General features: G+C 62.9%; 12 protein-coding genes. 5 read left to right on the plus strand and 7 right to left on the minus strand.

The annotated features are described in order from the left end of the window. Nucleotides 1-162: 162 nt before the first annotated feature. Nucleotides 163-867: a peptide-methionine (S)-S-oxide reductase MsrA gene (gene msrA / locus CO655_RS04255; protein ID WP_097663916.1), complete on the plus strand. Its 705-nt coding sequence runs from the start codon at nucleotides 163-165 to the stop codon at nucleotides 865-867. Nucleotides 868-874: 7 nt separating this feature from the next. Here the strand turns inward: msrA and CO655_RS04260 are convergent, their stop codons facing one another. Further along, nucleotides 875-1,414 carry a L,D-transpeptidase family protein gene (locus CO655_RS04260; protein ID WP_097606688.1) on the minus strand — a complete coding sequence of 180 codons (540 nt, stop codon included), beginning with the start codon at nucleotides 1,412-1,414 and terminating at the stop codon, nucleotides 875-877. A 274-nt stretch (nucleotides 1,415-1,688) separates the two neighbouring features. On the opposite strand from CO655_RS04260, the gene CO655_RS04265 reads away from it, so the two are divergent. Further along, nucleotides 1,689-2,129, plus strand: coding sequence for a response regulator (locus CO655_RS04265; protein WP_097664071.1), 441 nt, complete (start codon nucleotides 1,689-1,691; stop codon nucleotides 2,127-2,129). A gap of 14 nt (nucleotides 2,130-2,143) precedes the next feature. Here CO655_RS04265 and CO655_RS04270 read toward each other — a convergent pair whose 3' ends face one another. After that, nucleotides 2,144-2,884 carry a TetR/AcrR family transcriptional regulator gene (locus tag CO655_RS04270; protein ID WP_097663917.1) on the minus strand — a complete coding sequence of 247 codons (741 nt, stop codon included), beginning with the start codon at nucleotides 2,882-2,884 and terminating at the stop codon, nucleotides 2,144-2,146. A gap of 172 nt (nucleotides 2,885-3,056) precedes the next feature. On the opposite strand from CO655_RS04270, the gene CO655_RS04275 reads away from it, so the two are divergent. After that, on the plus strand, nucleotides 3,057-4,256 hold the full coding sequence (locus CO655_RS04275; RefSeq protein WP_097663918.1) for a multidrug effflux MFS transporter: 1,200 nt from the start codon (nucleotides 3,057-3,059) through the stop codon (nucleotides 4,254-4,256). A gap of 141 nt (nucleotides 4,257-4,397) precedes the next feature. Beyond that, nucleotides 4,398-5,690 carry an MFS transporter gene (locus CO655_RS04280; RefSeq protein ID WP_097606685.1) on the plus strand — a complete coding sequence of 431 codons (1,293 nt, stop codon included), beginning with the start codon at nucleotides 4,398-4,400 and terminating at the stop codon, nucleotides 5,688-5,690. A gap of 5 nt (nucleotides 5,691-5,695) precedes the next feature. Here CO655_RS04280 and CO655_RS04285 read toward each other — a convergent pair whose 3' ends face one another. The 5 genes from CO655_RS04285 to CO655_RS04305 form a co-directional block, all read right to left on the minus strand. Continuing rightward, nucleotides 5,696-6,733, minus strand: a complete 1,038-nt coding sequence (locus CO655_RS04285) for a LacI family DNA-binding transcriptional regulator (protein ID WP_097606684.1) — start codon at nucleotides 6,731-6,733, stop codon at nucleotides 5,696-5,698. Between the two features lie 88 nt (nucleotides 6,734-6,821). Beyond that, nucleotides 6,822-7,862, minus strand: coding sequence for a LacI family DNA-binding transcriptional regulator (locus CO655_RS04290; protein ID WP_097663919.1), 1,041 nt, complete (start codon nucleotides 7,860-7,862; stop codon nucleotides 6,822-6,824). A gap of 364 nt (nucleotides 7,863-8,226) precedes the next feature. Further along, a complete protein-coding gene (locus CO655_RS04295; protein WP_097606683.1) occupies nucleotides 8,227-8,541 on the minus strand; it encodes a hypothetical protein in 315 nt (104 codons plus the stop codon). 94 nt (nucleotides 8,542-8,635) lie between these two features. Beyond that, a complete protein-coding gene (locus tag CO655_RS04300) occupies nucleotides 8,636-10,534 on the minus strand; it encodes an ABC transporter ATP-binding protein (protein WP_097606682.1) in 1,899 nt (632 codons plus the stop codon). 224 nt (nucleotides 10,535-10,758) lie between these two features. Next, nucleotides 10,759-12,720: an ABC transporter ATP-binding protein gene (locus tag CO655_RS04305; protein ID WP_176539217.1), complete on the minus strand. Its 1,962-nt coding sequence runs from the start codon at nucleotides 12,718-12,720 to the stop codon at nucleotides 10,759-10,761. A gap of 123 nt (nucleotides 12,721-12,843) precedes the next feature. Here CO655_RS04305 and CO655_RS04310 point away from each other — a divergent pair, with 123 nt between their 5' ends. Further along, entirely contained in the window at nucleotides 12,844-13,461 is a 618-nt protein-coding gene (locus tag CO655_RS04310) for an NAD(P)H-dependent oxidoreductase (RefSeq protein ID WP_097663920.1), read from the plus strand. The last annotated feature ends 282 nt before the right edge of the window (nucleotides 13,462-13,743 follow it).

The raw sequence follows: 13,743 nt of genomic DNA on the forward strand, positions 1-13,743 counted from the left end.
CTCTCCTCACTCCTCACGCGATTGTCAACTCAACTTGAGCGCTGTTTCAACTTCGCACAGCCACTTTCTTTTGGTTGTCACATCGGCGTGAGTGATCGCCTTGTGATTTGCCGCTTTTGCAAGGATGCGCAAGGATTTGGACAACTCGCAGGAGGTCGCGCCATGTCCATGTCTTTCCACCGCAGGCGCTTCGCCGCGCTCCTTGCCGCCGCTGTTGTCTTACTCGGTGTGAGTGCAGCGGGCGCCGCCGAGGAGGCGGTCGTCATCCCGCCGCCTGATATCGACGAAACCGCCACATCGGGCACCGAGACCGCCATTTTCGCCGGCGGCTGTTTCTGGGGCGTCCAGGGCGTCTTCCAGCACGTCAAGGGCGTCGAGAGCGCCGTCTCCGGTTATGCCGGCGGCGAGGCGAAAACGGCGCAGTACGAAACTGTCAGCACCGGCTCGACAGGTCACGCCGAAGCCGTCGAGGTGCGGTTCGACCCGAAAAAGATAAGCTACGGCAGGTTGCTTCAGATCTTCTTCTCCGTGGCGCACAACCCGACGCAACTGAATTTCCAGGGACCTGACCGGGGCACGCAGTATCGCTCGGCGCTGTTCGTCTCCAATCCGCAGCAGCGCAAGGTCGCCGAACGCTATATCGATCAGCTCGACAGGGCGCATGTCTTCCAGCAACCGATCGTCACCAAAGTATCGGATGCCGCCGGCTTCTATCCGGCCGAGGCCTATCATCAGGATTTCCTGACGCTCAACCCGACCTATCCCTATATCGTCTACAACGACCTGCCGAAAATCGAGAACCTGAAGTCGCTGTTTCCGGCCGACTACCGCAGCGAGCCGGTCCTCGTCGGGAAGGCGAAGGGCTGATTGATCGTCAGGGCATGATGTCGATCGGCGTATGGTCGGGCACGCGGGCCCAGATATCGCGCATCTCCGCGTTGGTGACTGCGATACAGCCATCCGTCCAATCCAACAGGCGGTGAACGTCTCCGAGCAGGCCCCAGCCATTGGGCAGCCCGTGGATCATGATGTTGCCGCCGGGCGGAAAGCCGTTCACTTGAGCTGCGCGCTGCTCTTCCGGCTTCGGATAGGAAATGTGCAGGCTCAGATGCGCCATGGATTTCGGATTGCGCCAGTCTATTTCATAGCGCCCTTCCGGTGTTTTTTCGTCGCCTTCGCGCTGCTTGGGGCCGGCATCCGCCGCCCTCCCGAGCGAAATCCGATATGTCGCGATGGGAGCGTCCGCTCTGAGAAGAACCATGCGGCGTTCGGATTTATAAACACGGATGAGGTCGGCGCGTTGCTCCAGCGGTGCATCCGGAGGCGGCGAGCCCGAGCCGATCCTGGCCATCACCTTGGTATAGGCGAAAAGGCTGATCGCCACGAGGGCAAGGACGATAAGCTTGGTTCTCAACGGGATCCTCCAAAAGCAATGGAATAATCAAATCGTATCATTGCGCCCGCATCAAGAAGCGCGGGCCCGGGATTGAACACGATCGAGCACCGGTTTTTGCTTTGCCGGCTTTCGGTTAAGATTTTATCAACGTTAACAATATCTTAAATCCGGGAAATCGCGTTTCACGGCGGAACATATCGTCAAGTTGCCCGTTACGACAATGAGTTTCGAGCAGCACAGGCTGCCGGAGCGGATCCTTCTTTCGAAGTATGGCGTAACAAGGGGACGTATCATGGCCACCAATGTCGTGCGGCGCTGGCAACGGGATGATCTCATGAAACAGCGCGTATTGATCGTCGAAGATGAATTCCTCATCGCACTCGATCTCGGCGCGACGGTGGAAGGCATGGGCATGCAGGTCGCCGGCCTGGCGAATGATCGCGAACAGGCGCTGCGACTGGCGCCGTCGGCCGATATCGCCTTCGTCGACGTCAATCTTGCCGACGGCCCGACCGGGCCCGAGCTCGGCAGGCGGCTGGCCGAAGAGCACGGCATCGCCGTCGTCTTCATGACCGGCAATCCCGAGAGCGTCGCCGACGGCGTCAAGGGGGCGGTCGGCGTCGTCCAGAAGCCAGTCATGCCCTCGGTTGTCGAACAGCTGGTGAAATATCTTGCCGCGCGCCGCGTCGGCATGTTCGCGGTCGTGCCGGCGCAGATGACGGTTTTTGCGTGATCGGAAGCGCTTGATCAGCCGGACAAAGCGGCAAGCTGCAGCTGAGCCTCGGCCTTTTCGGCCTTCGGGCCGCCATAGGCCCTGAGAAAGGTACACACCGCGTTGCGCGCTGCCTTTTCCAGTTCCGCGTCGCTCGGAGTTCCCCCGAAAAGGGTCATCATCTGCAGGTCGGCATTGGCGAGCGCGACGAACTGCCGGGCGGCGACGTCGAAATCGTCGATGACGAGAGCTCCCTTTTGCGCCAGCCGCGCGAGAAGCGCGGAAAGCGCGGTGGTCAGCTTGCCGGGCCCGTGCTGGCGCCAGCTCTCGAAGAGGTGCGGATAGCGCTCGCCCTCCGTCTGCACCAGCTTGCGCAGGAATTTTCCGTCATGGTTGCAGAGGCAGTTCTTGTTGAGGCGCACGACGAAGGCCGTCAGGTCGTCCTCGAGATTGTCGGCATTGTCAGGGAAGGCCGACAGCACGGAGAAGAGCATGGCGTTGGCGCGGTTCATGACGTCCTCGACGACGGCGACGAACAGCGTTTCCTTCTCGCGATAGTGGTTGTAGATCGTCTGCCGGGAGACACAGGCGACGGCGGCGATCTCATCGATGCTGGCGGCGGCGAAACCCTGGCGGCAGAAGACGTCGGCGGCGGCATCGAGGATGGACATGCGCTTGGCGCATTGCCCGCGCTGGGTATGTCCCGTCATCCGGCCTGCCGGTGTCATGCGATCTTTCATGCGAGCGAAGATAAGACGTCTTGACGTTTTAGACAATGGCGTCTAGTTTTACATCAGTGTCCAAATTTATTGACACTCCTGGTTCAGCCGCTGAAGATATGAGCTCCCAACTTCGTCTTCGCGCGAACGATCATCATTGAACCCCTAAGAGCAATGCGGCGGAGTGACGATCCGGCGCTCCGCTTCGCTTTTATGAAAGATCACCATTATGACGGCTTCCTTCTTTCGCATTGCGCTCATTCTCGGCCTTTTGTCGGCCATCGGCCCCTTTGCCATCGACATGTATCTGCCGGCGCTGCCTTCGATCGGCCAGGACCTGCGGGCCAATAATAATGTCACCCAGCTGACCTTGCTCGCCTTCTTCATCTCCTTCGCGCTCGCCCAGCTCTTCTATGGTCCTCTGTCCGATATGTGGGGCCGCAAGCTGCCGCTCTATCTCGGCATCGGCCTCTTCGCGCTCGCCTCGGTCGGCTGCGCGCTTGCGACCGATATCGAAACACTGATCGCCTTCCGTTTCGTCCAGGGCTTCGGCGGTGCCGCCGGCATGGTCATTCCGCGCGCCATCGTCCGCGACATGCATACCGGCGTTCAGGCCGCGCGCCTGATGTCGCTGCTGATGCTGGTCTTCTCGATCTCGCCGATCCTGGCGCCGCTGACCGGCAGCGCCGTCATCGAATTCTACGGCTGGCGCGGCGTGTTCTGGGCCGTGACAGCAGCCGCCCTGATCGGCCTCGTCCTGCTTGCCACCCAGCTTGACGAGACGCGCCCGGCCACCGAGCGCAGCGGCAGCGGCCTCGGGAGCGCCATGGCCGCCTACCGGCTGCTGCTTTCCGACCGCAACTTCCTGACACTGACCTTCATCGGCGGTCTCGGTATTTCGAGCTTCCTCGTCTATCTCGCCAATTCGCCCTTCGTGCTGATTGAGCATTATGAGCTGACGCCGACGCAGTACAGCTTCGCCTTCTCGATCAATGCCGTCTCCTTCTTTGCGGTATCGCAGGCGACGGGCTGGCTCGGAGAGCGTTTCGGCCTGGTGCGCGTCATGCGGATTGCCGTCAGCGCCTTTGCGCTGGCCATGGTCGTCATGGCGGTGATGATGGCTGCGGGCTTCAATGCGCTGCCTGTCATGGCGAGCTTCCTGTTCATCGGTTACGGTTTCCTCGGGCTTGTCATCCCGACGAGCGCGGTGCTGGCGCTTGAGGATCACGGCGCAATCGCCGGCACCGCCTCGTCGCTGATGGGCACGCTGCATTTCGTCATCGCCGCCGTCGCCATGGTGATCTCGAGCCTGTTCTTCGACGGCACCGCCGTTCCGATGGCCGCTGGCATCGCGCTCTGCGCCTTCGCAGCCTTCGTGCTGACCCAGGCGACGATCGGCCGCCGCGCCGCCGTCGCCGCTGCCGAATAGTCAAAGACCGGCCGCACCGATCCCCGGATGCGGCCACCAATCTGGGTTGCGGGATCGGAGAAAATACCTCGTCCAATTGAATATTGGCGGGCGGCACTATCTACGCTCCTCCGACGCACATGATCATTCCGGAGAATACGCATGGTTGATGAGAAGCGGCTGATCTCGAAAATCACCTGGAAGCTGATGCCGTTTCTCGGCATCCTCTATCTGATCGCCTATATCGACCGGCAGAATGTCAGCTTCGCCAAGCTGCAAATGGTCGATGCTCTCGGCCTGAGCGAATATGCCTATGGCCTCGGCGCTTCGCTCTTCTTCATCGGCTATTTTCTCTTCGAGGTGCCGAGCAATCTCTTCCTCGACAGGCTCGGCGCGCGTGTCTGGTTCGCCCGCATCCTGGTCTCCTGGGGCCTCGTCACCATCGGGCTCGCCTTCACCCAGAACGCGGCTATGTTCTATATCCTGCGCTTCCTGCTCGGCGTCTGCGAAGCCGGCTTCTTTCCCGGTGTCCTCTATCTCCTGACGCTGTGGTTCCCGTCGGCCTATCGCGGCCGGATGGTTGGCCTGTTCATGATCTTCAGCGCGATCGCCAATGCCGTCGGCGCACCGCTCGGCGGCGCGCTGCTCGATCTCGACGGCCTCTACGGCTTTGCCGGCTGGGAATGGGTGTTCCTGGCGACCGGTATTCCCGCCGTCATCGCCGGCATTGTCACCTTCTTCTATCTTCCCGGCCGGCCGGAAAATGCGAGCTTCCTGAGCAGCGAGGAGAAGAGCTGGCTCGAACGCCGGCTCGCCTCGGAAAATGCCGGCATGGGCGAACATGCGTCGGACGGCTTCAAGGCGCTCGTCGACCCGCGCGTCCTTTTGATGGCGCTCTGCTATATCGCCTTTCCGCTATCGGCCTATGGGCTGAGTTACTGGCTGCCGACCATCGTCAAGGCCTTCGGCGTCAGCAACACCGTCAACGGTTTTCTCAACGTCATTCCCTGGCTGCTGGTCGCCGTCTCGCTCTATGCCGTTCCCGCCATGGCCGACAAGGCGCAATCGAAGACGCCCTATATCGTCATTCCGGCGTTCATCGGCGCGGCCTGCCTGCTGCTGTCGGCGCTGATCCCGAACCACACGCTGCAATTCGCCTCCCTCTGCGTCGCCGCCGCCGGCATCTTCGCGCCGCAGCCGGTGTTCTGGAGCCTGCCCTCGCGGTTCCTGAAAGGGGCGGGTGCGGCGGCCGGGCTTGCCGCCATCAATTCGGTGGGCAATCTCGGCGGCTTCGTCGCCCAGAACGTCGTGCCCTGGATCAAGGATGAAAGCGGCAGCACGATCGCACCGATGTTCTTCCTCGCCGCCTGCCTTGCCGCCGGCGCCCTCTTGGTCTTCTTCGTGACGCGTCAGTTGTCGAGCCGGGAGGCTGCGGCGGCGCCGAGCCGGATCTGAAGGCTTCAGCCCGTCAGTGTGAAAGCGTCGCTTTCGCCCGGAACCAACTCCATCGGCCAGATCCTGTTGCGGGCGCCCTGCGGATAATGCTCGGCATAGGCCGGCATGGTGGCGAGCAGGGTTTCGCCGAGCTGGGCGCCGAGATCGCGCAGCGACATGCGGAAGGAGGTCAGCGACGGCTGCAGGAAATGCGTGCGCGGCTCCTCGCGGAAACCGACGACGGCAAGGTCGCGGCCGGGCACGATGCCGGCCTCGGCCAGCCTGCGGTAAAGCCCGATCGCCATCAGCTCGTGGATCAGGATGATCGCGGTTGGCCGGTCTTCGATCATCAGCAATTCGTGGCCGGCCTGATAGCCGCCCTGTTCGCTCGACTTGACGCGGATGACCAGCGCCGGGTCGAAGGCAAGGCCGTGGCGTTGCAGCGCCTGACGATAGCTGTCGAGGAAGATGTAGCCGAGATTGATGTCGGAGGAGGGGGCAGCCACCGCAATCCGCCGGTGGCCCTTGGCGACGAGCCGGTCGACGCCGCGCGCCGCCACGCCTTCGAAATCGAGGTCCATCCAGGTATAGCTGCCGCCGGACGCGCTGCGGCCGAGCGCCACGAAGGGGATGCGCGCCTTTTCCAGGAGCTCGATGCGCCGGTCGGTGCGCCGTGTCGCCGAGATGATCAGCGCATCGACGAGGCGGCGCGCCACCATCCGCTTCAGATATTCGTGCGGATCCTCGTCATCGGGGCAGGGCAGCATGACCAGATCGAGCTTGTGGCGGGAAAAGACGCTCTGCAGCCCGTCGGTGACGCCGAGGAAGAAGTCGTCGCTGTTTTCGACCGTCTCGCGGCTGACCTCGAGCATCAGCCCGATGACATTGGTCATGCCCTGGCGCAGGCTGCGGCCCGACTGATTGGCGACATAACCGAGCTCTTCGGCGGCGGCGAGCACGCGCCGGCGCGTTTCGTCATTGACGTCGGGCTTGCCGTTCAGCGCGCGGGATACGGTGCCGATCGAAATGTCGAGATGCTCGGCGAGCTGGCGAATTCCCTTCATCTCTGGCGATCGTCCTCCCTTGCCGCGCCGCGCGTCATCGCCCTTCTTGCCACAGGACGGCGTCTGCGAAAAGCCATGGGGGAAGAGGTTACGGTCTGAAGCTCTGGCGGATGACGAGTTCCGGAATGACGCGTTCGTAAGCTGGCGGCGAATCCGGGTTTTCCAGCCGCCGCTCCAACAGCGCGACGGCGCGTTGCGCCATCATCAGCGGGTCCTGGCGGAAGGTGGTCAGTTGATAGCTCAGCCAGGCCGATTCCGGCACGTCGTCGAAGCCGATGACGGCGACATCTTCGGGGACGCGTAGCTGCGCTTCCAGGCGCAGGACATCCATCAGCCCGAAGGCGATCTGGTCATTGGCGCAGAAGATGGCGTCGGGCTTTGTTTTTTCCGCGAGAAGCGCGCGCCCGGCGGTGACGCCGCCGTCATAATCGGAATCGCCGCCGCGGGCGAGGGTGACGGATGCGCCAAGCGTCTCCGCCGCCGAAAGGAAGGCGCTTTCGCGTTCGACGATCGCAGGCGTTCCCGTATTGGAGCCGATGACCGCCAGCCGCCGCCGGCCGCTGTCGTAAAACGCCGTCGCCGCCTTGCGTGAGGCTTCGGAGTTGCCGGCGCGCACGTGGTCGGCGTCGGGCTCCGACCGGCCGATGACGACGAGCGGCTGGCCGTTTCGCTGCGCGAGCTCGAGGAAACTTGCCGGCGGCGAGCCGGAGAGAATGATGATCGCCTCGGCGCGGTGGCCGATCAGCATCTTCTGGGCGGCGAGCAGTTCCTCTTCCGTCTGACCGGTGTTGATGAGGATCGGAATGCTGCCGCGCCGGATCAGCGATTTGGCAAGGGCTGCGGCGAGATGCGCGCGAAAGCCGACCTCCGGCCGCGTTGCGACGATGCCGACGAAGCGGCTCTGATTGGCGAGCACGCCGCGCGCCAGATCGTTGACATGGTAGCCGAGCTCTTCAGCCGCCCGCAGCACCTTTTCGCGCGTTGCCGGGGCGACGCTTGCGCCCGGCGTGAAGGTGCGCGAGACGGCCGAGCGCGAAACGCCCGCCAGTTGCGCCACCTGCTCGGCGCTGACGAAGCGCATGCGTTCTTTTTTCGGCGCTTTGCCGGCATTTATGGAACTATCATTCATCGGCCCTCAGCTATTGCTCGACTCTGACAGGCAGATGACAGCCGGTGGGGCGGGGGAAATTTTTGCGAAGGCATTGTCGTTGGGATGATCGACCGAATCACGCCAAAGGCTGCCCCTCACCCTAACCCTCTCCCCGTAAACGGGGCGAGGGGACGTGCCCCGCGAGACGTTGACGAGGGACGGAGAGGTCGCGGCCTGTCCCCTTCGCCCCGTTTACGGGGAGAAGGTGGCGGCAGCCGGATGAGGGGCTAATTCTTGGCCGATGTCCCTGATATAAAATGACAAAGCCGAGGCTGCGGGACGCAACCTCGGCTGAGAGCCGAGCGGCGCTGACGGGTTCAACGCCGCTGCAAAAACTTCAGGTCTACTCGCAGACCCGCACGGTTTCGGCGTGGTAGCCGCCGTCATAGCGGTTGCGGACGTCGCGATCCTCATACCAGCATCTCGGCTCGGGTTCGACATAGCGGGGGCTCTCGACATAACGAGGGCCTTCATCGACGTAGCGCGGGCCACCATTGGCGATTGCGCCGCCGATCAGGCCGCCGACGACACCTGCGGCTACGCCGCCGGCGATGATGCGGCCGGTATTGTCGTGATGACGGTCGCGCGCGGCAGCGGGCTGAATAGCCGATCCAACAAGGGCCGTCGCGATCAACAGGCTGCTAATAATTCTCTTCATAACATTCTCCTCAGTGGGCACTCGTCCCGGATAAGAGGAAAATACGGCAGCAAGGCGTTTGTTCGTTCAAACTTTGCGACAGGCGTTAATGCAGTCAGGTCGCCGATTGCGTCGCCGTCGTCTCCTCCAGCACATCTTCGGGTATATCGTCGAAAGAGGCGTAATTGAGGTTATAGAGCCTGGAGTACAGCTTGCCGTTCTTCATCAGCTGGCGATGGTCGCCGCTTTCGATGATCTCGCCGTTCTGCAGCACGATGATGCGGTCGGCCTCGCGGATCGTCGCCAGGCGGTGAGCGATGACCAGGCCGGTGCGGTTTTCCAAGAGCTTCACCAGCGCCTTCTGGATCAGCATTTCGGTATAGCTGTCGATATTGGCGGTGGCTTCGTCCAGCACGAGGATCTTCGCGTCCGCCACCAGCGCCCGGGCAAAGCTCAAAAGCTGGCGCTGGCCGAGCGATAGATTGCCGCCGCGCTCGCCGAGAATGCTGTCGTAGCCATCGGGCAGGCGCATGATGAAATCATGGGCGCCGACGGCCTTCGCCGCCTCGATCACCTGCTCGCGCGTCGCCTCCAGCTTGTGGTAGCGGATGTTTTCGAAGACGGTGCCGGTGAAGAGGAAGGGTTCCTGCAGCACCATGGCGATCTGCGCCCCGAGCGAATCCTGCGTCAGGTCACGCACATCGTGGCCGCCGACCAGCACCTCGCCCTGCTGCACATCGTAGAAGCGGTGGATCAGCGACATGCAGCTTGATTTGCCGGAACCCGTCGGCCCGACCAGCGCCACCGTCTCGCCCGGATTGACCTTGAAGCTCACATGTTTCAGCACCGGATGCTTCGGATTGTAGCCGAAGACGACGTCCTTGAATTCGACCGAGCCGTCCATGTCGCGCGACAGGGTCTTGGCGTCGGGGGCGTCCTTGATGTCGACCGGCACGTCGAGCACTTCGGTCAGCCGCTGGCCGGACGCCATGGCGCGCTGCATCACCGAATATTGCAGGGTCAGCGACCGGATCGGGTCGAAGAAGCGCTGGATGTAGAACAGGAAGGCGACGAGCACGCCGACATCGAGCGCCTGGTTGAGAACGCGGGCGCCGCCGACGACGATGACGAGCGCCATTGCCACGCCCGTCAGGCTGTCGACGATCGGCACCATCACCTGCGCATAACGCGCCGCCGTCAGATGCGTCTTCAGGTTGGCGTGCGCCTTGTCGTCGTAGAGCGTGAAGTTGACGCCCTGCCGGTCCATGCTCTGGACGGCGCGCACGCCATGGATCGCTTCGGCAAGGGCGCCGTTGGCGACCGAATTGGTCTCATGCGCGGCCATGAAGGATTTGCGGGCGAGAGGCAGCCAGAACAGCCGGACGACGAAGAGCACCGGCAGCACCGAGAGCGTCAGCAGCCCCAGCTTGAAATCCAGATAGAGCATCACGAAGACGATGCCGAAGAGCAGCACGATGTCGCCGACCGAAAGCACCGAGGTTTCGAGGAATTCCTGCATCGAGTTGACGTCGCCCTGCAGGCGCGACATCAGCCGCCCCACTTCGGTCTTGTCCATGAAGGAGAGCGAGACGCGCTGGAGATGCGAGAACATCGCCTTGCGGATGTCGAAGAGCACCTCTTCCGCGACATTGCCGACCAGCGTCTCCTGGGCATAGCTTGCCGCATAATTGATAAGGATGGCGATGGCGAAGGCGACGATCGCCCAAATCAGCGCCGAAGGATTGCCGCCCGGCGACATGCCGTGGTCGATGGCGTAACGGATGATCAGCGGGATCAACAATTGCATCGTCGTGAAGGTCAGGACGGCGACGACCGCCCAGAGCACCTGGGTGCGGTAGGGGTGGACGAAAGCCCAGATGCGCTTGACGATGTTGCCGTCGAAGGCCTTGCCGAACATTTCCTCCTCGACGCGGTGCGAACCGACCACCGCCCGCGGCGGCCGGCGCCCATCCTCGCGCACGTCGGGACGCTCGGTTTCCAGTTCCTCGGCCATCGTCGTTCCTCCTGCGGCCATCACTTGAGGGTGGTCCGCACATCAATTGATAGTCCGCGCTTCTCCCCAGCGGGGAGAAGGTGCCCGCAGGGCGGATGAGGGGGCCACACGGCACGCCCTCGCTTGCCCTTCGCTTCCGCTCAGTGCACTCGTCGCTATCGCTCCTCGCCCCCTCATCGCCTCGCTTTGCTCGGCACTTCTCCCCGGTGGGGAGAAGAGGGGAGTTACGCACTCAGCACCTCGTCGCCCGGCCGCACCTGCAGGTCGTAGAGCGCCTTGTAGCGGCCGCCGAGCGCAAGCAGCGCCTGATGCGTGCCGCGCTCGACGATCCTTCCGTCTTCGACGAACAGGATCTGGTCGGCATGCATCAGCGAGCTCAGGCGATGGGCGACGATAATCGTCACCCGGTCGGCGGCATAGCGGCGCATGGCGCTGCGGATGCGCTGTTCGGTCGCCGCGTCGATTGCCGCCGTCGAATCGTCGAACACCATCACCGCCGGCTTCAGCATCAGCGCGCGGGCGATCGAGAGGCGTTGCCGCTGGCCGCCGGATAGCGATACGCCGCGCTCGCCGACGACGGTGCCGTAGCCGGTGGGCAGGCCGAGCACGTAATTGTGCAGCTGGGCGCTTTCGCTGGCGCGTTCGATGCGGCTTTCCTTCGCCCATGGGTCGCCATAGGCGATGTTGTTCTCGATCGTCGTCGTGAACAGAAAGGAATCCTGCTGCACGACGGCAACGGCGCGGCGCAGCGACTGCAGCGTCGCCTTGCGGATATCCTGGCCGTCGATGGTGATCCTGCCGCCGCTGACGTCGTAGAAACGCGGGATCAGATGGGCGATGGTCGATTTGCCGCTGCCGGGCGGCCCGACGATGCCGATCGTCTGGCCGCGCCGGGCTTCGAAGGAGACATCGTGGAGCACGGTGCGCTTTTCCGAGCCGGGATAGGCGAAGCTGACATTCTCGAAGCGCAGCACGCCATCCGTCACCGCCAGTTCCCTGGCATCCGGCGCGTCCTTGATCGCGATGTCGAGGTCGAGCAGGGCAAAGAGGCGCGAGCCGCAGGTGGAGGCGCGGGCAAAGGCGTTGACCATCAGGCCGAGCTGGCGCACCGGCATCTGCAGAATGGTCATGAAGGTCAGGAACGAGGCGAGCGTACCGACGGTGATCTCGCCCGACATCACCTTGCCGCCGCCGATCCAGAGCACGAGGCCCATGGCGGCGAAGAAGGAGAAGGTCATGGCGCTGGTATTGGTGACGCGGATGCCGACGCGCTGATGGGCGAGCGCCAGGGCATTCTTCGAGGCCGCCTCGAATTTGGTGAGCTCATGCTCCTGCGCGGCAAAGGCGCGCACGACGCGGATACCGCCGAGGTTCTCCTCCATGATGCGGGTCAGCACCGACAGCCGCTCCTGCAGATCAAGCCAGGTGGCGCGCAGCCTGAGCTGCGTCACCGAGGAGCGCCAGCCGACGAAGGGCACGAAGGAAAGCGCCAGCAGCCCGAGTACGACATCGGTCGACAGCAGCAGATAGGCGCCGATGCCGATCAGGATCGACAGAAGGATCATGCGCACCAGCGCGGTGGAAAAATACATGCGCACGCCTTCGAGATCGAGCATGCCGACGGTGATCAGGTCGCCGGAATGCACCGTGTCGTGAAAGCTGAAGGAGAGACGCTGGATCTTTTCGTAGCAGGCCAGGCGCAGCTCGTAGCCTATGTGGTGGCCGACGGCTTCGCTGTAATAGTTCTGCACCATGGTGAAGAGGCCGCGCAGCACGCTGGCCCCGAGCAGCAGCAAGGCCGTGGTCAGCAGCGCGTCCTGCGCCGCCTGGCCCGCCGCACCGCCGCCCATCGCCATCTGCGTGTGGTCGACGGCCTGGCCGAGAAGGCGGGGGATCATCAGCTGGAAGGTGGAGGCGATGAGCGTGGCGCCGATCGCAAAACCCGCCTGCCAGGGGTGGCGGAAGGCCATCACGGTGATGCGCACCAGTGTATAGAGGCCTCGGCCCCAGCCTGCCGCAGTTGCAAGCGCCATCGAAGCCGAAGGCTTCGTCGCGCGTGTTGACGCTTCGCTGCTCACGGTATTTTTTCCAATAGATGTGTGCTCGGACGCTGGCCCGGAAAGACGGCAAATCCATGAAAGGATTGATAGCACCGTCACTTTTGCCGATTCCATTTGGCGGTTCAAGTAAAGAATTCACCAACTGGTTATTTTTGCGTGAGGCCGCCTCGCCTCCGCCGCGGGAACAATCGGCGCGCGGGTGGGTTGCAGCAGGCAGACCCGTCGGGCAACCGTTACCGGAGAGATACGATGCCGCTGAAAGCCCTTGCTCTCAACGCCACGCTGAAGACGAGCGACGCCGAGGATCCATCTTCCACCGACCGGATGGTCGGGCTCATCGACAAGGCAATGTCCGAATACGGGGTCGTGACCGAAGTGCTCCGCCTTGCCGATTTCAACGTCAAGCCCGGCGTCACGTCGGACGAGGGCGAAGGCGACGACTGGCCCGATATTCGCGCAAAGCTGCTCGACGCCGATATCCTGCTGCTGGCGACGCCGATCTGGCTCGGCCAGCCCTCCAGCGTCTGCAAGCGGGCGCTCGAGCGCATGGACGCCTTCCTGGAGGAGACGGACGATCATGGCCGCATGGTTTCCTACGGCAGGGTCGCGGCCGTTGCCGTCGTCGGCAATGAGGATGGTGCCCATCACGTGTCGGCCGAACTCTATCAGGCGCTGAACGATGTCGGCTTCACCATCCCGGCCAATGCCGTCGCCTACTGGGTTGGAGAGGCGATGGGTTCCACCAATTTCGTCGATCTCGACAAGGTGCCGAAGGTCGTGACGAAAGCCGTCGACATGCTGGCGCGCAATACGGCGCATCTGGCGGGCCTATTGAAGGCGAAGCAATATCCTGGCGAGGGCGGTTGAGGTTCGGTCACGAAGCACCCTTCGAAATTACGAATTGATTCAATAGGTTATGGAAATTGGCAACAAAGTTCTTGCCAGGGCTGCTGTTTCGCGCTTTCATACACGACCAGTTTGATAGACTATCGGCGAGGGGAGTTACCCCTCGTTTTCTTGCGGGCCCGCCTGATCGGACCCGATGCTGCGGCAGCCGTGAATTTGCCGCACGACCCTCATCAACGCGTGGCCGGATGTTTATGCGTTGAAACCTCGATCGACCCCAGGGTGCTGATGAAGCCGCAAAGG

The sequence above is a fragment of the Rhizobium sp. M1 genome (assembly GCF_002531805.1).
Taxonomy (GTDB): domain Bacteria; phylum Pseudomonadota; class Alphaproteobacteria; order Rhizobiales; family Rhizobiaceae; genus Rhizobium; species Rhizobium etli_C.